The sequence below is a fragment of the Streptomyces sp. AM 4-1-1 genome, from assembly GCF_029167625.1.
Taxonomy (GTDB): Bacteria; Actinomycetota; Actinomycetes; order Streptomycetales; family Streptomycetaceae; genus Streptomyces.
On record NZ_CP119145.1, the window covers coordinates 6565998 to 6591127 of the forward strand.

22 protein-coding genes are annotated in these 25130 nt (G+C 71.1%); 17 read left to right on the top strand and 5 right to left on the bottom strand.

What is annotated here, in order from left to right:
• Positions 1-120: 120 nt before the first annotated feature.
• On the bottom strand, positions 121-984 hold the full coding sequence (locus PZB75_RS27825) for a hypothetical protein (protein ID WP_275538041.1): 864 nt from the start codon (positions 982-984) through the stop codon (positions 121-123).
• Positions 985-1076: 92 nt separating this feature from the next.
• Entirely contained in the window at positions 1077-1868 is a 792-nt protein-coding gene (locus PZB75_RS27830) for an enoyl-CoA hydratase-related protein (RefSeq protein ID WP_275538895.1), read from the bottom strand.
• A gap of 256 nt (positions 1869-2124) precedes the next feature.
• Here PZB75_RS27830 and PZB75_RS27835 point away from each other — a divergent pair, with 256 nt between their 5' ends.
• Complete coding sequence (locus PZB75_RS27835) at positions 2125-2595, top strand: ATP-binding protein (protein ID WP_275538042.1); 471 nt, start codon at positions 2125-2127, stop codon at positions 2593-2595.
• A 51-nt stretch (positions 2596-2646) separates the two neighbouring features.
• On the opposite strand, the gene idi is transcribed toward PZB75_RS27835, so the two are convergent.
• The 3 genes from idi to galE form a co-directional block, all read right to left on the bottom strand.
• On the bottom strand, positions 2647-3240 hold the full coding sequence (gene idi / locus PZB75_RS27840) for an isopentenyl-diphosphate Delta-isomerase (protein WP_275538043.1): 594 nt from the start codon (positions 3238-3240) through the stop codon (positions 2647-2649).
• A gap of 239 nt (positions 3241-3479) precedes the next feature.
• Complete coding sequence (locus PZB75_RS27845; protein ID WP_275538044.1) at positions 3480-4421, bottom strand: cation diffusion facilitator family transporter; 942 nt, start codon at positions 4419-4421, stop codon at positions 3480-3482.
• A 214-nt stretch (positions 4422-4635) separates the two neighbouring features.
• On the bottom strand, positions 4636-5679 hold the full coding sequence (gene galE / locus PZB75_RS27850; protein ID WP_275538045.1) for a UDP-glucose 4-epimerase GalE: 1044 nt from the start codon (positions 5677-5679) through the stop codon (positions 4636-4638).
• Positions 5680-6004: 325 nt separating this feature from the next.
• On the opposite strand from galE, the gene PZB75_RS27855 reads away from it, so the two are divergent.
• From PZB75_RS27855 to PZB75_RS27930, 16 genes are all read left to right on the top strand, one after another.
• The gene (locus PZB75_RS27855) at positions 6005-7795 is read left to right on the top strand and encodes a DUF5941 domain-containing protein (RefSeq protein WP_275538046.1); all 1791 of its coding nucleotides are present in this window, start codon (positions 6005-6007) and stop codon (positions 7793-7795) included.
• Positions 7792-8544 carry a phosphocholine cytidylyltransferase family protein gene (locus PZB75_RS27860; RefSeq protein ID WP_275538047.1) on the top strand — a complete coding sequence of 251 codons (753 nt, stop codon included), beginning with the start codon at positions 7792-7794 and terminating at the stop codon, positions 8542-8544. Before PZB75_RS27855 ends, PZB75_RS27860 begins: the two co-directional genes overlap by 4 nt.
• Positions 8532-9593: an iron-containing alcohol dehydrogenase family protein gene (locus tag PZB75_RS27865; RefSeq protein WP_275538048.1), complete on the top strand. Its 1062-nt coding sequence runs from the start codon at positions 8532-8534 to the stop codon at positions 9591-9593. Before PZB75_RS27860 ends, PZB75_RS27865 begins: the two co-directional genes overlap by 13 nt.
• The gene (locus tag PZB75_RS27870) at positions 9571-10356 is read left to right on the top strand and encodes a CDP-alcohol phosphatidyltransferase family protein (RefSeq protein ID WP_275538049.1); all 786 of its coding nucleotides are present in this window, start codon (positions 9571-9573) and stop codon (positions 10354-10356) included. The genes PZB75_RS27865 and PZB75_RS27870 overlap by 23 nt, the downstream gene beginning before the upstream one ends.
• Positions 10357-10364: 8 nt before the next feature.
• Positions 10365-11237: a glycosyltransferase gene (locus tag PZB75_RS27875; protein ID WP_275538896.1), complete on the top strand. Its 873-nt coding sequence runs from the start codon at positions 10365-10367 to the stop codon at positions 11235-11237.
• A gap of 104 nt (positions 11238-11341) precedes the next feature.
• Complete coding sequence (locus PZB75_RS27880; protein ID WP_275538050.1) at positions 11342-12271, top strand: ABC transporter permease; 930 nt, start codon at positions 11342-11344, stop codon at positions 12269-12271.
• On the top strand, positions 12264-13049 hold the full coding sequence (locus PZB75_RS27885) for an ABC transporter ATP-binding protein (protein ID WP_275538051.1): 786 nt from the start codon (positions 12264-12266) through the stop codon (positions 13047-13049). The genes PZB75_RS27880 and PZB75_RS27885 overlap by 8 nt, the downstream gene beginning before the upstream one ends.
• 389 nt (positions 13050-13438) lie before the next feature.
• Positions 13439-14359 (top strand): squalene synthase HpnC, encoded by a 921-nt coding sequence (hpnC, locus tag PZB75_RS27890; protein WP_275538052.1) that lies wholly within the window; start codon positions 13439-13441, stop codon positions 14357-14359.
• Between the two features lie 29 nt (positions 14360-14388).
• Entirely contained in the window at positions 14389-15309 is a 921-nt protein-coding gene (hpnD, locus tag PZB75_RS27895) for a presqualene diphosphate synthase HpnD (RefSeq protein ID WP_275538897.1), read from the top strand.
• A gap of 160 nt (positions 15310-15469) precedes the next feature.
• A complete protein-coding gene (gene hpnE, locus PZB75_RS27900) occupies positions 15470-16870 on the top strand; it encodes a hydroxysqualene dehydroxylase HpnE (protein ID WP_275538053.1) in 1401 nt (466 codons plus the stop codon).
• On the top strand, positions 16867-17970 hold the full coding sequence (locus PZB75_RS27905; RefSeq protein WP_275538054.1) for a polyprenyl synthetase family protein: 1104 nt from the start codon (positions 16867-16869) through the stop codon (positions 17968-17970). The genes hpnE and PZB75_RS27905 overlap by 4 nt, the downstream gene beginning before the upstream one ends.
• A gap of 102 nt (positions 17971-18072) precedes the next feature.
• Positions 18073-20073, top strand: coding sequence for a squalene--hopene cyclase (shc, locus tag PZB75_RS27910; RefSeq protein WP_275538055.1), 2001 nt, complete (start codon positions 18073-18075; stop codon positions 20071-20073).
• Entirely contained in the window at positions 20073-20738 is a 666-nt protein-coding gene (locus PZB75_RS27915) for a 1-hydroxy-2-methyl-2-butenyl 4-diphosphate reductase (RefSeq protein WP_275538056.1), read from the top strand. The genes shc and PZB75_RS27915 overlap by 1 nt, the downstream gene beginning before the upstream one ends.
• A gap of 5 nt (positions 20739-20743) precedes the next feature.
• Positions 20744-21763, top strand: coding sequence for an adenosyl-hopene transferase HpnH (hpnH, locus tag PZB75_RS27920; protein ID WP_275538057.1), 1020 nt, complete (start codon positions 20744-20746; stop codon positions 21761-21763).
• Positions 21764-22055: 292 nt separating this feature from the next.
• Positions 22056-23636: a 1-deoxy-D-xylulose-5-phosphate synthase N-terminal domain-containing protein gene (locus PZB75_RS27925; RefSeq protein WP_275538058.1), complete on the top strand. Its 1581-nt coding sequence runs from the start codon at positions 22056-22058 to the stop codon at positions 23634-23636.
• Entirely contained in the window at positions 23633-25030 is a 1398-nt protein-coding gene (locus PZB75_RS27930; RefSeq protein WP_275538059.1) for an aspartate aminotransferase family protein, read from the top strand. Before PZB75_RS27925 ends, PZB75_RS27930 begins: the two co-directional genes overlap by 4 nt.
• Positions 25031-25130 lie beyond the last annotated feature (100 nt).

Here is a 25130-nt window from a genome sequence, read left to right on the forward strand (position 1 = left end):
CGTACTGGCTGTGCTGGCTGTGCTGGCTCTGTACCGGGAGGGGTGTATCCCTCCCCGCTCATCCGCATTGTGCCGGGTGGCCGGGCGCCGTGTCGCCCGGCCACGTCGGGCGCGCCGCGCTCAGCCCTTGCCGTGCAGGTCGTCGGGGAACGCGCCCGCGGCCAGCGCCGCGGACCGGAAGGCACCGCCCAGCTCGGTCAGGCGCGCGGTGCCCACCGCGCCCAGATGCTCGTACGGCGCGAGGTCCAGCCGGTCCGTCGTCAGCTCCAGCTCGGCGCGCAGCGCGACCCCGGCCTCGGTCAACTCGCCTTCCTTGTCCAGCAGTCCACGATCGCGCAGTCGGTCCGACGCGGCCTCCCAGTCGGTGCGCTGCCAGCCCCGGGTGGCGATCAGCACCTCCGGGCGCAGTCCCTTTCCGGTCGCCGAGTGACTGACCAGGGCCTCGACCGGGTCCAGACCGGCGACCAGCAGCGCGGCGAGATGTCCGTCACCCCGGTGCTCGCGCAGCAGGGTAGCGGCGTGCCAGTACGCGAGGTGCGGCTGCTCGGGCACCGGCAGATCCGCGTGCGCGGCGTAGAGGGGCCGGGCGTGTCGGGTGCACGCCTCGGTGGCCCGAAGCGCCAGTCCGGCGGCCTCCGCCATCTCCGGGGAGGCGACGGTCTCCTCGCCGAGCAGCCGGCGCAGCGTGCTGTCGGCGGCGCGCAGCCGCGCCTCGACGACCGCCCCGGGTGAGGCGACGGACCAGACGGAGGGCAGGTGCTGGGCCACGAGGTCGTGGTTGAAGTTGTAGAACGCGCCGGTCACGGGACCGGGACCGACCGCGCCCATCGCCGCGGCGCGGGTGGCGAAGTAGACGGCGCCCCGGCCGGTGACTCCGGTCTTCTCCAGCTCCTGGTCCAGATCGGGCGAGAAGTAGAGGGCCGAGTGCAAGAAGTTCAGGACGTCGTGGCAGCGCCGTCCGGCGCGCGGGGGCAGAGTGGTCATGCCCCGTACGCTACTGACCGGGCGACACGGTCCGGAAGCCCGGCCGGGGCAGGACCCCGCTCAACGGGGCCCTGCCCCGGCCGGAAGTCGCCTCATCCTCCGTCGACCGTCGTCCCCGCGGACCCCGCCGTCCAGCCGAACCTCGGCGCTCGCCGCTCCAGGAACGCGGCCACGCCCTCGGCGGTGTCGCCGCTGCGGCGCGACTGGTCGGCCCAGTACGCGTCCCGGTCCGTGCGCCCCGAGGCGAACTCCTTCGCCGCCGCCTGGGTGAGCTGTGAACGCGCCGTGAGGATACGTACGAAGGCGTCCACCCGCGCGTCCAGCTCCCCGGCGGGCAGCACCTCGTCCACCAGCCCGACGCGCAGCGCCCTTTCCGCGTCGATCAGTTCGCCCGAGAACAGCAGGTACTTCGTGGCGGCCGGGCCGATCAGCGACACCAGCCGCCGGGTCGACGAGGCGGCGTACACGATCCCGAGCTTGGCCGGTGTGATCCCGAAGGAAGCCCCCTCCTCGGCGAACCGCAGATCGCAGGCCGCCGCGAGCTGACTGCCGCCGCCCACGCAGTAGCCGCGCACGGCGGCGAGCGTGGGCCCGGGGAAGGCGGCCAGCGCGTTCTCGGCGTCCACGGCGAGAGTCGGCGGAAGACCCTCCGGCTCCCGCAGCGACGAGATGTCCGCACCGGCGCAGAACGTGTCCCCGGCCCCCGTCAGCACCAGTACCCGCACGGTGCGGTCGGCCGTCAGGCGCTCCACCAGCGGCGGCAGCGCCTCCCACATGGCGGCGGTCATCGCGTTGCGCTTGGCCGGATTGCTGATCACGACGGTGGCGACGCCGTCCGCGACGGTGTGCCCCAGCCGCGGTCCCTCCTGCCGGGCCTGCTCCATACGGTCCATGGGCCGGATGCTATCCGGACCGTACGAACCCGCGATCGAGAACAGGAAAGGGGCGCCGGGGGACCCGCCGGGCCGTACGGCCGGAAGGAGACGGAAACGCTCGGAAGGTCGACCGGGCCGGTCGGAAGTGGACCGCATCGCGTCGATCGGCGACGAGTTCTGTGCACCGGTGCGGCTCGCACCGCCCGGCCCCACCACTCTTGACCCGACGGTCGGTGACACACGAGGCGAGAGCGGGAGCCGGATCATGGAGAGCCGCGGACGTGTTCCGGCCCACCCCCTGCCGTACGAAGGCGTGTGGCGGTACACCGCGCCCGCGGTCGACGCCTCCGTGCCCCGGGCCCGGCACGCGGTGCGCGATCTGCTGCGCCGCCAGGGCGTACCGGTGGACGAGGACATCCTGCAGGGCCTGCTGCTGATCGTCTCGGAGCTGACCACCAACGTGGTCAGACACGCGGCGGTGCTCTCCCCGGAACTCGCCGTCGAGGTGGCCGTCGGCGCCGACCGGGTGAGCGTGTCCGTCGAGGACAGCCATCCGTACCGGCCCACGGCCCTGGAGACCGACCACGCCCGGACGGGCGGGCGTGGTCTGCTGCTGGTGCGGGAGATCACCGCGGGAGCGGGCGGCGGCTGCCACATCGAGCGGACCACGGGCGGCGGCAAGATCATCAGGGTGACGCTTCCCCTCGCGCCCCCCGTGGCCCGCCCACCGTTCTGACGGCCGCCCCGCCCTCCGGCACCGGCCGGTCGGCGTCGGCCCGCCGTGCGGCTACCAGCCGGCCGACGGTCCGGTGAGCTCCCTGATCGCGGGCCGCGCCGCGTCCAGCACGGTCATGAACCAGGCCGAGAACGGCCCCCGCGCGTGCCGCTCGGCCAGCTCGGCGGCCGTCACGAAGGCCGTCTCGCCGATCTCCTCGGGGTCCGGCCGCAACCGGCCCTGCGCCATGCCGACGAAGAGATGGTTGAACTCCTGCTCCACCAGGCCCGAGGCCGGGTCAGGGTGGTTGTAGCGGACCGTACCGGCCTCGGCCAGCAGCGAGGGCGAGATCCCCAGCTCCTCGTGCGTGCGCCGGGCGGCGGCCGCGAACGGCGCCTCGCCGGGGTAGGGGTGGCCGCAGCAGGTGTTGGACCAGACACCGGGGGAGTGGTACTTGCCGAGCGCCCGACGCTGGAGCAGCAGCCGTCCCCGCTCGTCGAAGAGGAACACGGAGAACGCCCGGTGCAGTCGGCCGGGGGCCTGGTGGGCGGCCAGTTTCTCCGCCGTACCGATGGTGTTGCCGTTCTCGTCGACCAGTTCGAGCATGATCGCTTCTGCTGTGCCGTTCGACGAGGTGTTCGCCGCGGTGGCTGGTGTGGTCGGCATACCCATCCTTCACTCTGGTCCCAGCCCCGTGCGCCGGTCCCCTCGATTCCGGTCAAGTCTGCCGCACAAAAGCCGCTTGTCCGCACTGCGGGCCCCTGGCATGTCCGTTCCCGCCGCACCACCGCCACGGGACGCGGCGGGAACCGGGCCGGGCCCCCGGACGCCGAGGACCGCCGGCCGGCGGATCATTCCCCCGGCGGTCCATGGATCATTCCCCGCCGGTCCCGGACCGGAGCCGGTCAGTGGCAGAGCTTCGTCTCGTGCTCGGCGTGGCCGCTCGGCTCCAGCTGGAAGGTGCAGTGCTCCACGTCGAAGTGGACACCCAGGCAGCCCTGGAGTTCGTGCAGCAGCTTCTCGTGCCCGATCGAGTCCAGCATGTCCTGGCTCACCACCACATGGGCCGAGAGCACCGGCATCCCCGAAGTGATGGTCCAGGCGTGCAGATCGTGGACGTCCAGGACCCCGGGGAGCGCGGTGATGTGGGCCCGTACCTCCGCCATGTCGACCCCCTTGGGCGCCGATTCCAGCAGCACGTTGAGGGTCTCCCGCAGCAGTTTGACGGTACGGGGCACGATCATCAGGCCGATCACCAGCGAGGCGATCGGGTCCGCCGCCGACCAGCCGGTGGCCATGATGACGCCCGCCGAGATCAGCACGGTCACCGAGCCCAGCGTGTCCGCGAGCACTTCGAGATAGGCGCCGCGGACGTTGAGGCTCTGCTGCTGGCCGCGCACCAGCAGCGACAGCGAGATCATGTTGGCGACCAGACCGACCAGGGCGAAGACGACGGTCAGCCCGCCCTTGGTCCCGGCCGGGGTGATGAACCGCTCGATCGCCTCGAAGAGCAGGAAGCCGCCCACCCCGAGCAGCAGCAGACAGTTCGCCAGCGCCGCCAGGATCTCGGCGCGCGCGTAGCCGAAGGTGCGGTTGAGCCCGGCCGGCCGGTTGGCGAAGTGGATCGCGAGAAGGGCCATGCCGAGCCCCAGGGCGTCGGTCGCCATGTGCGCCGCGTCGGCGATCAGCGCGAGCGAGTCGGAGAGCAGACCACCGACGATCTCCAGCACCATCACGGTGAGCGTGATGCACAGCGCGATCCGCAGCCGCCCCTGGTAGGCGGCGGCGGCCGTGCCGGTCGGCGGGGGACCGCCGTGTGCGTGTCCGTGATCGTGCCCAGCCCCCATGGGGACGCCTCCGGTCCTAGGAACGGTGTGTTCGGGAAGCCAGTGAACTACGGGAGGGGGGTATCGGGCAACACGGCACTGAACACCGTTGTCGACTGCTCTGACCTGCGGAAATGATCCCAGGTCAGAGCAGTGCGACGCATGCGGGAAGGCCGTCGGAGCGGATGCCGGCGGAGCCTCGCGCGGCAGGCGACCCCGCGTCTCGCGGACACGGTCAGTCGGCCCGCGCCGCCGGTACCGGGCGGCCGGCCGGGCCGGTCGCCGGTGCGGTCCGCCCGGTCCTGGCCTCCGGGTGCCTGAGGCACCAGCCCTCCCAGGCCGACTCGACCATCTCGCGCACCCCGCGCCTGGCCGTCCAGCCCAGCTCCTCGGAGACCCGGGTCGCGGACGCCACGGCCCGCGCCGCGTCGCCCGGCCGCCTCGGCTCGACCACCGGCCGCAGCGTGCGCCCGGTGACCTCGGCGACCAGATCGGCCAGCTCACGGACCGAGACCCCCTCGCCGCGGCCGATGTTCACCGTGAGGTCCCCGTCCGGGGCGTCGTCCTCGCCGAGGCGCCGGGCCAGCGCGAGATGCGCGTCGGCGAGATCGGCGACATGGATGTAGTCACGGACACAGGTGCCGTCGGGCGTCGGATAGTCGTCCCCGAAGATCCGCGGGGCCTCGCCCCGGGTCAGCCGGTCGAAGAACATCGGGATCACGTTGAAGACACCGGTGTCCGACAGCTCGGGCTCGGCCGAGCCCGCCGCGTTGAAGAAGCGCAGACAGGCCGTCGAGATGCCGTGCGCCCGGCCCGTGGCGCGCACCAGCCACTCCCCGGCGAGCTTGGTCTCGCCGTACGGGTTGATCGGGTCGCAGGGCGTCTCCTCGGTGATCAGGTCCACATCGGGGACGCCGTACACCGCGGCCGACGACGAGAACAGGAAGCGCCGCACCCCGGCGGCCACCACGGCCTCCAGGAGCACCGTCAGCCCGTGCACGTTCTCCCGGTAGTAGTGCAGCGGCCTCTCGACCGACTCCCCGACCTGCTTCTTGGCCGCGAGATGGACCACGCCCGTCACCGCGTGCTCGGCGAGCACACGGTCGAGCAGGGTCCGGTCGGCAGCCGAGCCCCGTACGAGCGGGATGTCCGCGGGGAGCCGGTCGGGCACCCCCGACGACACGTCGTCCAGGACGACCACCCGCTCCCCGGCCCCCGCCATGGCCCGAGCCACATGCGCCCCGATATATCCCGCTCCACCTGTGATCAGCCACGTCATGTCCGTCAGCCTAACGACCTCCCCCGCACGCCCCGTCCCGGTCACCGGGTCGCCCCCGCCGTCCGCAGGCGGCGGCCCGCCGCCCGTGGCCACCGGCCGCGGTTTGGCCGCGGAGGTGTCGATCAACGATGATGATCGCGAACGGCACACCTGCCACGGGTTCCCCCGAACGGAGCACAAATGGGCAGTGGAATCGCTGTTCCGTTCATCCGATAGCCTCTGCCGACGTGCCGCCGGCCCGCATCCGGGCCGCCTGTCGCGCGCCGAACCTGTCAGCACCAAGGAGTGAGTTCGTCTGTCGACCGCCATTCTCACCGGTGCCCCGGTGCCCGGATCGTCGCTCCAGGACGATCTGCGGACACTGGGCTTCGACGTACAGGCCGCCGCCGACGTCACCGAGGCGACCACGCTGGTCGCCGCAGCCCCCGCCGACGCCCGGGTCGCACTCGTCGACCCCCGCTTCATCGGTCACACCCACGCCCTGCGGCTCGGGCTGACCGACCCCCGCTTCCCCGCCGCCGCCGTCGCGGGCGCCCTCACCGCACAGCCCGAGGCACGCCCCGCGCTGCTGCGCGCGCTGCGCGGCGCGACGACCGCGTCCGGCACCGGGACACCCGGCGGCGCCGGCACCCTGGTCGCCGACCGGACCCTGCCCGGCCGGCTGGCCGCCGCGCTGGACGCCGGTGGTGAGGCGGTGCAGCGCCCCGAACTCGGCTCACTGGTCGCCGCCGTACCCACCGACGACGCCGGACGGGCGGCCGCCCGCGCCGCCGTCGACGCGGTCGACGACGAGGCGGTACGGCTGCGCAGCGCCGTGAAGGCCCGCGACGGCTTCTTCACCACGTACTGCATCAGCCCGTACTCCCGGTACATCGCCCGCTGGTGCGCCCGCCGCGGCCTCACCCCCAACCAGGTCACCACCGCCTCACTGCTCACCGCGCTGATCGCGGCGGGCTGCGCGGCGACCGGCACCCGCGGCGGCTACGTGGCGGCCGGTGTGCTCCTCCTCCTGTCCTTCGTACTGGACTGCACCGACGGGCAGCTCGCCCGCTACTCGCTCCAGTACTCCACGATGGGCGCCTGGCTCGACGCCACCTTCGACCGGGCCAAGGAGTACGCCTACTACGCGGGCCTCGCCCTCGGGGCGGCCCGGGGCGGGGACGACGTCTGGGCGCTCGCCCTCGGCGCCATGGTGCTCCAGACCTGCCGCCATGTCGTGGACTTCTCGTTCAACGAGGCCAACCACGACGCGGTCTCCAACACCAGCCCCACCGCCGCGCTCTCCGACCGGCTCGACAGCGTCGGCTGGACGGTGTGGCTGCGCCGGATGATAGTGCTGCCGATCGGTGAACGATGGGCGATGATCGCGGTCCTGACCGCCGTCACCACCCCCAGGATCGTCTTCTACGCCCTGCTCGTCGGCTGTGCGCTGGCGGCCTGCTACACCACCGCGGGCCGACTGCTGCGCTCGCTGACCCGCAGGGCCCGGCGCACCGACCGCGCGGCTCAGGCGCTGGCCGATCTGGCCGACTCGGGGCCGCTCGCCCGGCTCGTCGCCAGGGCCCCGCGCCCGGGGGGCGGTCTCACCGCACCGCTGCTGGCCCTCGCCGGCTCGCTGGCGCTGGTAGCCGTCGCCCTCACCGCGCCGTTCGGCAGCGGCCTGACCGTCGGCGCGGCGGCCGTGTACGCGATCACCTCCGGCCTGGCGGTCGCCCGGCCCCTGAAGGGCGCGCTCGACTGGCTCGTACCCCCGATATTCAGGGCGGCGGAGTACAGCACCGTACTGATCCTGGCCGCCCGCAGCGAGGTCGACGGGGCCCTTCCCGCGGCCTTCGGGCTGGTCTCGGCCGTCGCCTACCATCACTACGACACGGTGTACCGCATCCGCGGCGGCACCGGCGCGCCGCCCCAGTGGCTGGTGCGGACGATCGGTGGGCACGAGGGGCGGACCCTGGTGGTGGCCGTACTCGCCGCCGTGCTCACCGGGCGCACCGACCTCACCGTGGCGCTCACCGTTCTGGCGAGTGCCGTGGCGCTGGTCGTGCTCGTGGAGTCCATCCGCTTCTGGGTGTCCTCCGGGGCACCCGCCGTACACGACGAAGGAGAACCCGCATGATCGGCCTCGTACTGGCAGCCGGTGCCGGACGGCGACTGCGCCCCTACACCGACACGCTTCCGAAGGCCCTCGTGCCGGTCGGCCCCGAGGGGGACGGCACCGCGAAGACGGTCCTCGACCTGACGCTGGCCAACTTCGCCGAGGTCGGACTCACCGAGGCCGCGATCGTCGTCGGCTACCGCAAGGAGGTCGTGTACGAACGCAGGGCCGCGCTGGAGGCCGCGTACGGCGTGAAGCTCACCCTCATCGACAACGACAAGGCCGAGGAGTGGAACAACGCCTACTCCCTGTGGTGCGCGCGTGAGGTGCTGAAGGAAGGCGTCATCCTTGCCAACGGCGACACCGTGCACCCGGTCTCCGTCGAGCGGACCCTCCTCGACGCCCGCGGCGGTGACCGCAGGATCATCCTGGCCCTCGACACGGTGAAGAACCTCGCCGACGAGGAGATGAAGGTCATCACCGAGGGCGACCGGGGCGTCCGGCGGATCACCAAGCTGATGGACCCGGCCACCGCGACCGGCGAGTACATCGGTGTCACGCTGATCGAGCCCCGGGCCGCCGAAGACCTCGCCGACGCCCTGCGCACCACCTTCGAGCGCGACCCCGACCTCTACTACGAGGACGGCTACCAGGAGCTGGTCAACAGGGGCTTCACCATCGACGTGGCCCCCATCGGCGACGTGCCGTGGGTGGAGATCGACAACCACGACGACCTCGCGAAGGGCCGTGGGATCGCGTGCCTGTACTGACCCGGCTCATCCCCTCCCCGGTCGTCGTCGACATCCGTCGCGGCGCCATGGGGGACCTGGCGGCGCTCCTCGCCGACCAGCGGATCTCCAACTCCGGCAAACTCGCCATCGCGATCAGCGGTGGCTCGGGACAGGCGCTGCGCGAAAAGCTCGCGCCGGTGCTGCCCGGCGCCGACTGGTACCCGGTCGCGGACGGCACCATCGACTCGGCGGTCAGTCTGGCCGACGGGATCAAGGGCAACCGGTACGACGCCGTGGTGGGCCTCGGCGGCGGCAAGATCATCGACGTGGCGAAGTACGCGGCGGCCCGGGTCGGACTGCCGATGGTGGCCGTCGCGACGAACCTCTCGCACGACGGGCTCTGCTCACCGGTCGCCACCCTGGACAACGACAACGGCCGGGGTTCCTACGGGGTCCCCACCCCGATCGCCGTCGTCATCGATCTGGACGTCGTCCGCGAGGCGCCCGCCCGCTACGTGCGCTCCGGGGTCGGCGACGCGGTCTCCAACATCTCCTGCGTGGCCGACTGGGAGCTGGCCCACGCGGTCAACGGCGAGGAGATCGACGGACTCGCCGCCGCCATGGCCCGGCAGGCGGGCGAGGCGGTGCTGCGGCACCCCGGCGGGGTCGGCGACGACGCCTTCCTCAAGGTGCTCGCCGAAGGTCTCGTACTGACCGGCATCTCCATGTCGGTGGCCGGGGACTCCCGGCCCGCGTCGGGCGCCTGCCACGAGATCAACCACGCCTTCGACCTGCTCTTCCCCCGGCGCGCGGCGAGCCACGGCGAACAGGTCGGCCTCGGCGCCTGCTTCGCGATGCATCTGCGCGGCGCCGCGCAGGAATCGGTCCTCATGGCCCGAACGCTCCGCAGGCACCGGCTGCCGGTGCTGCCGAGCGAGATCGGCTTCACCGTCGACGAGTTCGTACAGGCCGTCGCATACGCCCCCCAGACACGGCCGGGGCGCTTCACGATCCTGGAACACCTCAACCTCTCCACCGACCAGATCAGGGACGCGTACGCCGACTATGCCAAGACCATCAGTAGCTGAACTCCGGCCGGTCGTTCACCCGGAGGGAGTGAAGGACCGGCGCAGCGGTGAGCACTGGGCCGGGCGCATGTACATGCGGGAGATCTCGCTGCACATCGACCCGTACCTGGTGAACACCAAGATCACCCCGAACCAGCTGACGTACCTCATGGTGGTCGTCGGGGTCCTGGGCGGCGCCGCTCTGCTGATTCCCGGCCTCACGGGCGCGATCCTCGCGGTCGTGCTGTTCCAGATCTACCTGCTCCTCGACTGCGTCGACGGCGAGGTCGCCCGCTGGCGCAAGCAGACCTCGATCACCGGCGTCTATCTGGACCGGATCGGCCACTACCTCTGCGAGGCGGCCCTGTTGGTCGGGTTCGGCGTCCGCGGCGCGGACGTCTTCCACGACAACGGCGCCACGACGAACTGGCTCTGGGCGTTCCTCGGCACACTCGCCGCACTCGGCGCGATCCTGATCAAGGCCGAGACCGATCTGGTCGACGTCGCCCGTCAGCGCAGCGGACTGCCCGCCGTCAAGGACGAGGCGTCCGTGCCGCGTTCCTCGGGTCTGGCGCTGGCCCGCCGGGCCGCGGCCGCGCTGAAGTTCCACCGTCTGGTCGGCGGCATCGAGGCGAGCCTGTTCATCCTGGTCGCCGCGATCCTCGACGTCGTCCACGGCGACCTGTTCTTCAGCCGCCTCGGCATCGCGATCCTGGCCGGCATCGCGATCGTCCAGACACTGCTGCACCTCGTGTCGATCCTGGCGTCGAGCAGGCTGAAGTGAGCACCCCCATGAAACTCGGCGCGGTCATCATCACCATGGGCAACCGCCCGGACGAACTGCGTGCCCTCCTCGCGTCGGTCGCCGCGCAGGACGGCGACCGGATCGAGGTGGTGGTGGTCGGCAACGGCTCCCCGGTCCCCGACGTCCCCCCGGGGGTACGGACCGTCGAGCTGCCGGAGAACCTCGGCATCCCCGGCGGCCGCAACGTCGGCATCGAGGCCTTCGGCCCGTCCGGCGCCGAGGTCGACGCGCTGCTCTTCCTCGACGACGACGGCCTGCTGCCGAGGACCGACACCGCCGAGCTGTGCCGGCGGGCGTTCGAGGCCGACCCGAAGCTGGGCATCATCAGCTTCCGCATCGCGGACCCGGACACCGGTGTCACCCAGCGCCGCCACGTGCCCCGGCTGCGCGCGTCCGATCCGATGCGCTCGTCCCGGGTGACGACCTTCCTCGGCGGCGCCAACGCCGTACGCACCAGGGTCATCGCCGAGGTCGGGCCGCTGCCGGGCGACTTCTTCTACGCGCACGAGGAGACCGATCTCGCCTGGCGGGCACTGGACGCCGGCTGGCTCATCGACTACCGCGCGGACATGGTCCTCGACCACCCGGCCACCGCGCCCTCCCGGCACGCCGTCTACCACCGGATGGTGGCACGCAACCGGGTCTGGCTCGCGCGCCGTAACCTGCCCGCCCCGCTGGTCCCCGTCTACCTCGGTGTGTGGATGCTGCTGACCCTGCTCCGCAAGCCGTCAGGGCCGGCGCTCAAGGCATGGTTCGGCGGCTTCAAGGAGGGCTGGGCCAAGCCCTGCGGGCCCCGCCGTCCCATGAAGTGGCGGACGGTGTGGCGGCTGACCAGGCTGGGCCGCCCTCCTGTGATCTGACAGGCTCCCCTCTGAGAACATGAGGCTTGATTTCCTTCCGGCACCTGTCCGCCTGAGCCGCGCCCGCGACTGGCTGCGCATCTTGAAGACGAAAGTTTCAACTTGTGAGTGACACAACCCACGATGGTGCGATCGCGTACAGCACGTCACCATCCGCCGACGAGGGGCTGAGCGCGGCCGATCTCGCCGCGAAGTACGGCCTCACGGTGAGCGGTGCCCGACCGGGGCTCGGCGAGTACGTCCGTGAACTCTGGAACCGGCGCCACTTCATCGCGGCCTTCTCCCGGGCCAAGCTGACCGCCCAGTACAGCCAGGCAAAGCTGGGCCAGCTCTGGCAGGTGGCCACTCCGCTGCTGAACGCCGCGGTGTACTTCCTGATCTTCGGTCTGATCCTGGGAACCAAGAGGGGGATGTCGCCCTCGGTCTTCATCCCCTTCCTCGTGACCGGTGTCTTCGTCTTCACCTTCACGCAGAGTTCGGTGATGGCCGGGGTCCGGGCCATCTCCGGCAACCTCGGCCTGGTGCGGGCGCTGCACTTCCCACGGGCCTCGCTGCCCATCTCGTTCTCGCTCCAGCAGCTCCAGCAACTGCTGTACTCGATGATCGTGCTGCTCGCCATCGTGATCGGCTTCGGCAGCTACCCGAAGCTGTCCTGGCTGCTGATCGTCCCCGCGCTGGTCATGCAGTTCTTCTTCAACACCGGTCTCGCGATGGTGATGGCCCGGCTCGGCGCCAAGACGCCCGACCTGGCGCAGCTGATGCCGTTCGTGATGCGTACCTGGATGTACGCGTCGGGCGTCATGTTCTCCATCCCGGTGATGCTCGCGGACAAGCCGTCCTGGATCGCCGACGTGCTCCAGTACAACCCGGCGGCCATCTACATGGACCTGATCCGCTTCGCCCTGATCGACGGATACGGCTCCGACAACCTGCCTCAGCACGTCTGGATCGCCGGGCTCGCCTGGGCCGTGCTCGTGGGTGCCTGGGGCTTTGTGTATTTCTGGAAGGCAGAGGAACGGTACGGCCGTGGCTGAGCAGAACACTTCGGGGCGCGTCCCCACCGTCATCGCCGACGACGTGCACATCGTGTACCGCGTCAACGGCACGGGCGGAGGCAAGGGCAGCGCCACCGCGGCGCTGAACCGGATAATCCGCCGCGGCAAGGGCGAGCAGCGCGGAGTGCGGAAGGTGCACGCCGTGCGCGGCGTCTCCTTCACGGCGTACCGGGGCGAGGCCATCGGCCTCATCGGGACGAACGGCTCCGGCAAGTCGACCCTGCTGCGGGCCATCGCCGGTCTGTTGCCGACCGAGCGCGGCAAGGTGTACACGGACGGGCAGCCGTCGCTGCTCGGGGTGAACGCCGCGCTGATGAGCGATCTGACGGGGGAGCGGAACGTCATCCTCGGCGGGCTCGCGATGGGGATGACCCGGGAGGAGATCCGCGAGCGGTACCAGGGCATCGTCGACTTCTCCGGGATCAACGAGAAGGGCGACTTCATCACCCTTCCGATGCGGACGTACTCCTCCGGTATGGGGGCCAGGCTCCGCTTCGCCATCGCCGCCGCCAAGGACCACGACGTCCTCATGATCGACGAGGCGCTGGCCACGGGCGACGCCAAGTTCCGCATCCGGTCGGAGAAGCGCATCCGCGAACTCCGCAAGGAGGCGGGCACCGTCTTCCTGGTCAGCCACAGCAACGGCTCGATCAGGGACACCTGCGACCGTGTGCTCTGGCTGGAGAAGGGCGAGCTGCTGATGGACGGCCCGACCGACGAGGTCATCAAGGCGTACGAGCGCGAGACGGGCAAATAGCCGGCCCCGCTCCCGCCGCGGCCCGCACCGGATTCCTCCGGTGCGGGCCGCGGTCGTCCCCGCCGAAGATCTCCTACCGGCGGATGACGTCAATCTCGGTGGAAGCGGGGAAGGTTGGCGGTGCTCGAACTGTTCTTGCAACCCATGGATCACCCCGGCGCCCGGCCCGACGTTGTACAACGTAAGCTGTACCGGTGCTGATTCATGGCAGGCGGGGCGACGCCCTCCGGGCAGGCCGCCCCCTGGGGGCCGTCGTACTCGGCAGAGCGGGCGGCGTGTCCGAAAAGGGATGTTTTGGGTCGGCAGTGTAGAACGGGAGATGTGACGGCAATGACGGATGATCTCCAGCTCCGAGGTGCCCCCGCCGTCCCCCACCCGGGCGGTTCGCGGTGACGCTCTCCCGGCAGACACGTCCGGGCGACCCGGTGACCGGCACGCTCGACAAGGCCGCGGACGAGAACTTTCCCGTGGCCCCCTTCTTCCTGCCCCGCGCGTGGCGCGACGACCTGATGGCCGTGTACGGCTACGCCCGGCTCGTCGACGACATCGGTGACGGCGATCTGGCCCCCGGCGGCGCGGACGCCCGCCACCTCGGTCTCGGCCCCGGGAGCGGCGACGACCGCCTCGCGATGCTCGACGCCTTCGAGGCCGATCTGCACCGGGTCTTCGACACCACAGGCGAAGGCCCGCACCACCCGCTGTTGCGGGCCCTGCTCCCCACCGTCCGGCGACGCGCGCTCACCCCCGAACCCTTCCTCGGGCTCATCGAGGCCAACCGGCAGGACCAGAAGGTCCGCCGCTACGGGACGTACGAAGAACTCCTCGCCTACTGCGAGCTGTCCGCCAACCCGGTCGGCCGTCTCGTCCTCCAGATCACCGGCACCGCGAGCCCGGAACGCGTCCGCAGGTCCGACGCCGTCTGCACCGCGCTCCAGATCGTCGAACACCTCCAGGACGTGTCCGAGGACCTCGGCCGCGACCGGATCTATCTGCCCGCCGACGACATGGCCCGGTTCCACGTGGGCGAGTCCGACCTGGCCGCGCCCTCCGGCGGAGCGGCGATGCGCTCCCTGATCGCGTACGAGGCACAGCGCGCCCAGGACCTGCTGGACGAGGGCACCGCCCTGGTGGGCAGCGTGCACGGCAGGCTGAGGCTGCTGCTCGCCGGATTCGTGGCCGGGGGACGCGCCGCGCTCACCGCCGTCACGGCCGCCGGATTCGACGTACTGCCCGGACCGCCCAAGCCCACCAAGCCCAGCCTGCTGCGCGAGGTGGGAGTTGTTTTGCGAAGAGCGCGTAGAGAGAGGTGAGCCGGACAGTGGAGGGACAGACGACCTTCATGTCGGCGCCGGTACAGGCCGCATACAGTTACTGCGAAGCGGTCACCGGACAGCAGGCGCGCAATTTCGCCTACGGGATCAGACTGCTGCCCGCCGAGAAGCGGCAGGCCATGTCGGCGTTGTACGCGTTCTCGCGGCGCGTCGACGACATCGGCGACGGAGAGCTGCCGCAGGAGACCAAACGGACCCGGTTGGAGAGCACCCGTGCGCTCCTCGGACGGGTGCGCGACGGCGCGGTCGAGGAGGACGACACCGACCCGGTGGCCGTCGCGCTCGCCGACGCCGCCCGCCGCTTCCGGCTGCCGCTCGGCGGACTCGACGAACTCATCGACGGGGTCCTGATGGACGTCCGTGAGGAGACGTACGAGACCTGGGACGACCTCAAGGTCTACTGCCGGTGCGTCGCGGGAGCCATCGGCAGGCTCTCGCTGGGGGTCTTCGGTACGGAACCGGGCGCGCCCGGCGCCGACCGCGCCGCCGAGTACGCCGACACCCTGGGGCTCGCCCTCCAGCTGACCAACATCCTCAGGGACGTCCGTGAGGACGCGGGCAACGGACGCACCTATCTGCCCGCCGACGACCTCGCGAAGTTCGGCTGCTCCGCGGGCTTCCACCGGGCCACCCCGCCGCCCGGGTCGGACTTCGCGGGTCTCGTCCACTTCGAGGTCCGCCGCGCCCGCGCCCTGTTCGCCGAGGGCTACCGGCTGCTGCCCATGCTCGACCGGCGCAGCGGCGCCTGTGTGGCGGCCATGGCAGGCATCTACCGCCGCCTCCTCGACCGGATCGAACGCGACCCCGAGGCCGTCCTGCGCGGCCGGGTGTCGCTGCCCGGACACGAAAAGGCGTACGTGGCGGTGCGCGGTCTGTCGGGCCTCGACGCCCGGCACGTCTCGCGCCGGACCACCGGAAGGCGGGTCTGACGCGGATGCGGAACACCACGCGACCCGCGTTCACCGGGTACAACGGGTCCAAACGGTGGACAACCCTCCGTGGATCTCTCGCGTCCCTGACGGGGGAGAGCAGGACCGTGATGATCAGGATCACCAGTACGACGGCTCAGGGCCGCCCAGGGAGGGACGCATGACGGACGAACCGGCACGGTCCTCGCGCGCGGTCGTCGTCGGGGGCGGACTCGCCGGCGTCACCGCCGCGCTCCGTCTCGCCGACACCGGGCTTGACGTGACCCTGCTCGAAGGACGACCCCGGCTCGGCGGCCTCGTCTTCTCGTTCCGGCGCGGTGAGCTGACCGTCGACAACGGCCAGCACGTGTACCTCCGCTGCTGCACCGGCTACCGCTGGCTCCTCGACCGCGTCGGCGGCGCACGTCTCGCACCCCTTCAGGACCGGCTGGACGTACCGGTCCTCGACATCGGCCGTCCGGGCCGGCCCAGGCTCGGACGGCTACGCCGCACCGGCCTGCCGGTTCCGTTCCACCTCGCCGCCGGCCTCGCCACCTACCCGCACCTCTCGCTCGCCGAACGCGCGGGCGTCGGACGCGCCGCGCTGGCCCTGCGACGTCTGGACCCGGCCGACCCCGCGCTCGACGGCATCGACTTCGCGACCTGGCTCGGCCGGCACGGACAGTCGCGGCGCACCGTCGAAGCCCTCTGGGACCTCGTCGGCGTGGCCACCCTCAACGCCACCGCTGCCCACGCCTCCATGGCGCTCGCCGCGACGGTGTTCAAGACCGGGCTGCTCTCCGATCCCGGCGCCGCCGACATCGGATGGGCGAGCGTGCCGCTCGGCGACCTGCACGACACCCTCAGCCGCCAGGCTCTCGACGCGGCGGGGGTACGGACCGTCACGCGGGCCAAGGCAGACGCGGTCACCCGCACGGCGGACGGCCGCTGGAGCGTGGCGACCGGCGGCGAGCAGATCGAGGCGGACACCGTCGTGCTCGCCGTGCCCCAGCGCGAGGCCCACGGACTGCTGCCCGACGGCGCTCTCGACGAACCGGGACGACTGCTCGACCTCGGTACCGCGCCCATCCTCAACGTGCACGTCGTGTACGACCGCAAGGTGCTGCGCCGGCCCTTCTTCGCCGCGCTCGGGTCCCCGGTCCAGTGGGTCTTCGACCGTACCGACGCCTCCGGGCTCGCGCGTACGGGCGGGCGCGGCGGCCAGTACCTCGCGGTCTCCCAGTCCGCCGCCCAGGACGAGATCGACCTGCCCGTCGCCGAGCTGCGCGAACGCTATCTGCCGGAGCTGGAGCGGCTGCTCCCGGCCGCCCGCGGGGCCGGTGTCCGCGATTTCTTCGTCACCCGTGAGCGCACCGCGACGTTCGCTCCCTCCCCCGGCGTCGGACGGCTGCGGCCCGGGGCCCGTACCCGCGTACCGGGCCTGTACCTGGCCGGGGCGTGGACCGACACCGGGTGGCCCGCGACGATGGAGGGCGCGGTCCGCAGTGGCTTCGCCGCCGCGTCGGCGGCCCTCTCGGAACTCGGCCGACCGCACGAACATCCGCTGCAGGAGGCGGCATGAGCAGTACCACCGGAACAAGAGGAGAGTCAGTGACCCCGGCGAATCCGGCTTTCGACACCGTGACGGACACCGCGGATGTCACCGCGCTTCTGGAGCGCGGACGGGATCTGTCCGCGCCGGTGCTCCGGGCCGCCGTCGGCCGGCTCGCACCGCCCATGGACACCGTCGCCGCCTACCACTTCGGCTGGATCGACGCCCATGGCCGCCCCGCCGACGGGGACGGCGGCAAGGCCGTGCGCCCGGCGCTCGCGCTGCTCTCGGCGGAGGCCGCGGGCGCGAGCGCCGAAACCGGCATCCCGGGCGCGGTGGCCGTCGAACTCGTGCACAACTTCTCGCTGCTGCACGACGACCTGATGGACGGCGACGAACAGCGCCGTCACCGCGACACCGTGTGGAAGGTGCACGGCCCCGCGCAGGCCATCCTCGTCGGTGACGCGCTGTTCGCGCTGGCCAACGAGGTCCTGCTGGAACTGGACACCGTCGAGGCGGGCCGGGCGGCCCGCCGGCTGACCACCGCCACCCGCAAGCTCATCGACGGCCAGGCCCAGGACATCTCCTACGAGCACCGCGAGCGGGTCACCGTCGAGGAGTGCCTGGAGATGGAGGGCAACAAGACCGGAGCCCTCCTCGCCTGCGCCGTCTCCATCGGCGCGGTGCTCGGCGGCGCGGACGAACGCACGGCGGACACCCTGGAGGCGTACGGCCACCACCTCGGCCTCGCCTTCCAGGCCGTCGACGATCTGCTCGGCATCTGGGGCGACCCGGAGGCCACCGGCAAGCAGACCTGGAGCGATCTGCGCCAGCGCAAGAAGTCCCTGCCGGTCGTCGCGGCGCTCGCCGCGGGCGGACCCGCGTCGGAGCGGCTGGGCGAACTGCTCGCCGCCGACGCCAAGAGCAGCGATTTCGACAGCTTCTCCGAAGAGGAGTTCGCCGCACGCGCGGCACTCATCGAGGAGGCGGGCGGCCGTGACTGGACCGCCCAGGAGGCCCGTCGTCAGCATGCGGTCGCCATCGAGGCGTTGCATGGTGTCGATATGCCGGAACAGGTGCGGGCGCAGCTCACCGCGCTCGCGGACTTCGTCGTCGTACGAAAGAGATGATCACCATCTGTATATGACTCGCAGTCGCCGGCCGGTGCCCCAGGGGCGTCGGCCGACGGAGACCCCAGCACAGCAGAGGACCTACTGCACGAAGGGGAAGCCATGACAGCGACGACCGATGGAAGCACTGGGGCTGTGAGCCCCCGAGTAACCTCGGCCAGTGAACCGACCAGGACGACAACCGCCGCGGACGACGTGCTCGCCGTCGCGCGGCGGGCCGCGGAACGCTCGGTGGAGCACATCCTCGGCAGACAGGACGAGCAGGGCTGGTGGAAGGGCGACCTCGCCACCAACGTCACCATGGACGCCGAGGACCTGCTGCTGCGGCAGTTCCTCGGGATTCAGGACCCGGTCCTCGTACGGGCCGCTGGACAGTTCATCCGTGGTGAGCAACTGGGCGACGGCACCTGGGCCACCTTCCACGGTGGACCGGGCGACCTCTCCGCCACCATCGAGGCGTACGTGGCGCTCCGGCTGGCCGGAGACCGGCCGGAGGACCCGCACATGGCGCGGGCGTCGAGGTGCATCAGGGAACAGGGGGGCATCGCGGCCGCCCGGGTCTTCACCCGGATCTGGCTCGCCCTCTTCGGCTGGTGGAAATGGGACGACCTGCCGGAACTCCCGCCCGAACTGATGTTTTTTCCCAAGTGGCTCCCACTCAATATCTATGACTTCGGCTGCTGGGCGCGGCAGACCATCGTTCCGCTGACCATTGTCTCCGCCAAGCGGCCGGTACGGCCCGCACCCTTCCCGCTCGACGAGTTGCATACCGATCCCGAATATCCCAATCCCTCCAAGCATCTTGCACCCGCAGCCAGTTGGGACGGCATCTTTCAGCGCCTCGACAAGGCGATGCACCTTTATCACAAGGTCGCACCCCGCTCGGTGCGCCGGGCGGCCATGAACGCGGCGGCCCGCTGGATCGTCGAACGCCAGGAGAACGACGGCTGTTGGGGCGGCATCCAGCCTCCGGCCGTGTACTCCGTGATCGCCCTGCATCTGCTCGGGTACGACCTCGACCACCCGGTGATGCGGGCCGGGCTCGAATCGCTCGACCGGTTCACGGTCTGGCGCGACGACGGCGCCCGCATGATCGAGGCGTGCCAGTCGCCGGTCTGGGACACCTGCCTTGTCACGATCGCCCTCGCGGACGCCGGGCTCGACGCCGACCACCCGGCGCTCGTGAAGGCCGCCGACTGGATGCTCGGCGAGGAGATCGCGCGGCCCGGGGACTGGTCCGTACGAAGGCCCCAACTCGCTCCCGGGGGATGGGCGTTCGAATTTCATAACGACAACTACCCCGACATCGACGACACCGCCGAGGTGGTGCTCGCGCTGCGCAGGGTCCGTCATCCGGAGCCCGCCCGGGTCGAGGCCGCCATCGAGCGCGGGGTCCGCTGGAACCTCGGCATGCAGTCCCGCAACGGGGCGTGGGGCGCCTTCGACGCGGACAACACCAGCCCCTTCCCCAACCGGTTGCCGTTCTGCGACTTCGGAGAGGTCATCGACCCTCCGTCGGCGGACGTCACCGGGCACGTGGTGGAGATGCTCGCCTTCGAGGGCCGCTCGAACCACCCCGCCACCCGGCGGGGCATCGAATGGCTCCTCGCCGAACAGGAGTTGAACGGCGCGTGGTTCGGCCGCTGGGGCGTCAACTACATCTACGGAACGGGCTCGGTGGTGCCCGCGCTGATCGCCGCCGGACTCCCCGCAGCCCATCCGTCGGTCCGGCGCGCCGTCCACTGGCTGGAGTCCGTCCAGAACGACGACGGCGGCTGGGGCGAGGACCTGCGGTCCTACCGTGAGGAGAAGTGGATCGGCCACGGCGCGTCGACCGCGTCCCAGACCGGCTGGGCGCTCCTCGCACTCCTCGCCGCGGGGGAGCGCGACAGCAGCGCCGTACGGCGGGGCGTCAGCTGGCTCGCCGAGACCCAGTTGCCCGACGGCTCCTGGGACGAGCCGTATTTCACCGGCACCGGCTTCCCGTGGGACTTCTCCATCAACTACCACCTCTACCGGCAGGTCTTCCCGCTCACCGCACTCGGGCGGTACGTCCACGGCGACCCCCTCGCCGCGCGCGCGGACGTCCGTGAGGCGATCTGATGGGAGACGCCCCTGGACCGCACACCCCCGGCACACCGCTGCTGATCGCCTGCGCGCTCGGCATCGAACACCTCGCCCTGCGCAGCAGCAGGGGCCGGGGCAGGGGCGGCGGCGCACCGGGGCCCGTGACCGTGATCCGTACGGGCATGGGACCGCAGGCCGCACAGGAGGCGGTCGGCCGCGTGCTCGGCCAGGACCGGGCGCGCGGCGCCGCGGTCATCGCCTCCGGATTCTGCGCCGGCCTGGCCCCCGGCATGCACCCAGGGGACCTGGTGGTCGCCGACGAGACCCGGGACTCCGGCGGATCGACGGCGACCACCGGCACGGGCCTGCTCGTCGAGGCCCTGGCCAGGGCGGTGCCCGGACGCACCGTCCACACCGGCCCGCTGACCGGGTCCGACCATGTCGTACGCGGACATGAGCGGACCGAGCTCCGGGCCACCGGGGCGATCGCGGTGGACATGGAGTCCGCCGCCACTCTTCGAACAGCCCTGCGGTCCGGGCCACGCCCGGTTGCGGCCGTACGGGTGATCGTGGACGCTCCAGAACATGAGCTCGTCCGAATCGGCACGGTGCGCGGAGGAATATCAGCCTTCCGGGTACTCCGTGCTGTCCTGCCGGCTTTCTATGAATGGCACCGATCTTTGCTGCTCCCCAGGAGGTGAGCTAGATGGCCATGCCGCTCCGTCAGTCCATCAAGGTTGCGACGTACCTCTTTGAACAGAAGCTCCGCAAGCGTGAGAAGTTCCCGCTCATCGTCGAGCTGGAGCCCTTGTTCGCCTGCAATCTGGCATGCGAAGGGTGCGGGAAGATCCAGCATCCGGCCGGAGTCCTCAAGCAGCGCATGCCGGTCGCCCAGGCCGTGGGCGCCGTGCTCGAATCCGGTGCCCCGATGGTCTCCATCGCGGGTGGTGAGCCACTGATGCACCCTCAGATCCATGAGATCGTGCGCCAGTTGGTGGCGAAGAAGAAGTACGTCTTCCTGTGCACCAACGCGATGCTGATGCGGAAGAAGATGGACAAGTTCACCCCGTCCCCCTACTTCGCGTTCGCCGTGCACATCGACGGCCTGCGCGAGCGGCACGACGAGTCGGTCGCCAAGGAGGGCGTGTTCGACGAAGCGGTGGCGGCGATGAAGGAGGCCAAGCGGCGCGGCTTCCGCGTCACCACCAACTCCACCTTCTTCAACACCGACACCCCGCAGACCATCATCGAGGTCCTCAACTACCTCAACGACGACCTCAAGGTCGACGAGATGATGATCTCGCCCGCCTACGCCTACGAGAAGGCACCCGACCAGGAGCACTTCCTCGGGGTCGAGCAGACCCGCGAACTCTTCAAGAAGACCTTCGCGGGCGGCAACCGGGCGCGCTGGCGCCTGAACCACTCACCGCTCTTCCTCGACTTCCTGGAGGGCAAGGCGGACTTCCCGTGCACCGCCTGGGCGATCCCGAACTACTCGCTCTTCGGCTGGCAGCGCCCCTGCTATCTGATGAGCGACGGATACGTCCCCACGTACCGGGAACTCATCGAGGAGACCGACTGGGACAAGTACGGCCGGGGCAAGGACCCGCGCTGCGCCAACTGCATGGCGCACTGCGGTTACGAGCCCACCGCCGTCCTCGCCACCATGGGGTCGCTCAAGGAGTCCCTGCGCGCCGCACGGGAGACCATCGGCGGAAACCGGTGACGTGACGAACGCCGGAGACCCCGCCGCGCCGGGTCTCCCCGCGCCGCCGGCCCGGCCATCGGAGGCGCGCCGCACCTCGCGGCGTGTACCAGGCCGGGCCGGCGGCGGTCGGCACGCTGACGCCGGGGAGGGCCGGGACGCGGTCCGGGGGCCGTCGCCGGCGCGGCCCGCGGAGGAGGAGGGCCTCGGGCCGCGGATTCCGCAGGCGCAACAGATGACGGACATCGGGACAGCACCGGGGGCCCCGGCCGTCACCGTCAGCTGAGAACCGGACCAGAGAGGGGGCCCGTACGTGACGATTCTGGAGCACATCCGGGGGCCGCACGACCTCAAGGAGCTGAGCGAAGCCGAACTCGGCGAACTCACCGAAGACATAAGGACGTTCCTGGTCCAGGAGGTCGCCGGGACAGGCGGTCATCTCGGACCCGACCTCGGCGTGGTGGAGCTTTCCGTGGCCCTGCACCGGGCCTTCGACTCGCCCGCGGACCGCATCCTGTGGGACACCGGCCACCAGAGCTACGTGCACAAGCTCCTCACCGGGCGTCAGGACTTCTCGAAGCTGCGCCGCAGGGGCGGCCTCTTCGGCTACCCCTCCCGCGAGGAGTCCGAGCACGACGTCATCGAGAACTCGCACGCCTCGACCGTGCTCGGGTGGGCCGACGGCCTCGCCAAGGCCAACGAGGTGCTGAAGCGGGACGACCACGTCGTCGCGGTCATCGGCGACGGCGCGCTCACCGGGGGCATGGCCTGGGAGGCGCTGAACAACATCGCGGCGGCGGGCGACCGTCCGCTGATCATCGTGGTGAACGACAACGGGCGCTCGTACGCGCCGACCATCGGCGGCCTCGCGAACCACCTCGCCACCCCGCGTACCACCGACGGCTACGAGCGCTTCCTGTCCCGGGCCAAGGGCGTCCTCCAGCAGACCCCCGTCGTCGGACAGCCGCTGTACGGATCGCTGCACGGTGCGAAGAAGGGCCTCAAGGACGCCTTCGCACCGCAGGGCATGTTCGAGGACCTGGGGCTGAAGTACGTCGGTCCGGTCGACGGCCACGACATCGCCGCCGTCGAGTCGGCGCTCCACCGCGCGAAACGTTTCCACGGCCCGGTGCTGGTGCACTGCCTCACCGAGAAGGGCCGGGGCCACCGGCCGGCACTGGAGGACGAGGCCGACCGCTTCCACACGGTCGGCGCGATGGACCCGCGGACCTGCGCCCCGCTCGCGCCGCCCCCCGCCGCGTCCTGGACCTCGGTGTTCGGCTCGGAGATCGCCGCGCCGCGCGACGCCGACCGGCTCCGCGCCGAACTGCGCGAGGCGGTCGGCATCGACGTCGCGCCGACCGTGATCCGCTTCCCCGAGGAGTCGGTGGGGGAGCCGGTTCCCGCCGTCGACCGGATCGGCGGCATGGACGTGCTGCACCGCGCACCGGACCCGGACGTCCTGCTCGTCGCGGTCGGTGTCCTCGCCCCCGCCTGTCCGGGGGCCGCCGAACTGCTCGCGGAACGCGGTATCCGCTGCACCGTCGTCGATCCACGCTGGGTCAAACCCGTCGACGAACAGCTCGCCCCGCTTGCCGCCCGGCACCGCCTGGTGACGGTGGCCGAGGACAACAGCCGTTCGGGCGGGGTGGGCCGGGCGATCGCTCAGGCGCTGCGCGACGCCGGGGTCGACGTACCGCTGCGGACCCTGGGAATCCCCGAGCAGTTCATCGGGCACGCGAAACGCACTGAGATACTGGCCGACACAGGTCTCACCCCGGTCGAGATCGCCGGCCGGATCGGCGAGGCCCTGGCCGCCGGCCGGTCCACCGGGCGGTCCACCGGGCGGGACGGGTCCGCCGCTGTGAACACGGGTAAGGAGAGCGGGGAATGAAGGACGACGAGCCCAAGGGCTTCGATCTGGCGCAGCTCCTCGCGGAGCGCGGCGCCGAGCGCTACGAACTGCACACGAAGCATCTCAACCACCAACTCCCGCGCATGCTCCGCACGATCGGCTTCGACAAGTTCTACGAGCGCGCCGAGGGCGCACACTTCTGGGACGCCGACGGCAACGACTACCTCGACATGCTCGCGGGCTTCGGCGTGATGGGGCTCGGCCGCCACCACCCCGTCGTACGCAAGGCGCTGCACGACGTGCTCGACGCCTCACTCGCCGATCTCACCCGGTTCGACTGCCAGCCGCTGCCGGGACTGCTGGCGGAACGGCTGCTCACCCACAGTCCGCATCTGGACCGGGTGTTCTTCGGGAACAGCGGTACGGAAGCCGTCGAGACCGCGCTGAAATTCGCCCGGTACGCCACCGGAAAGCCCAGAATCCTCTACTGCGAGCACGCCTTCCACGGCCTGACGACCGGCTCGCTCTCGGTCAACGGGGAGGACGGGTTCCGGGACGGCTTCGCCCCGCTGCTGCCGGACACGGCGATCGCGCTCGGTGACCTGGACGCGCTGCGGCGCGAGTTGGCGCGCGGTGACGTGGCGGCCCTGGTCGTCGAGCCGATCCAGGGCAAGGGCGTGCACGCGGCGCCGCCCGGCTTTCTGCTCGCCGCCCAGGAACTGCTGCGCCGGCACAAGGCGTTGCTCATCGCCGACGAGGTGCAGACCGGCCTCGGCAGGACCGGCGACTTCTACGCGTACCAGCACGACGAGGGCGTCGAACCGGACCTGATCTGTGTCGCCAAGGCGCTCTCCGGCGGCTACGTTCCGGTCGGGGCGACGCTCGGCAAGGACTGGATCTTCAAGAAGGTCTACTCGTCGATGGACCGCGTGCTGGTCCACTCCGCGAGCTTCGGCTCCAACGCACAGGCCATGGCGGCCGGGCTCGCGGTGCTCGCCGTGATGGAGGACGAGGAGACCGTCGCCAACGCCAGGCGGACCGGTGATCTGCTGCGCGAACGGCTGGCCGCGCTCGTCGACCGCTATGAGCTGCTGCACGAGGTCCGGGGCCGTGGACTGATGATCGGCATCGAGTTCGGCCGCCCCACCTCGCTCAAGCTCCGCGGCCGCTGGGCCATGCTCCAGGCCGCCCGCAAGGGGCTCTTCGCGCAGATGGTCGTCGTACCGCTGCTCCAGCGGCACCGCATCCTGACCCAGGTGTCCGGGGACCATCTGGAAGTGATCAAGCTGATTCCGCCGCTGGTCATCGGGGAGCCGGAGGTGGACAGGTTCGTCACCGCGTTCACCGCTGTGATGGACGACGCGCACAGTGGTGGCGGCCTGATGTGGGACTTCGGCCGGACACTGGTGAAGCAGGCGGTCGCCAACCGCTGACCGGTCCGTCCGGTGCGGACAGGGAGGCGCGCGGAAGGGGCCCGTCTCCCGGGGATTCGTCCTTCCGGAATTCGCCTCCCGGGTTTGCCTCTCGGGCAAG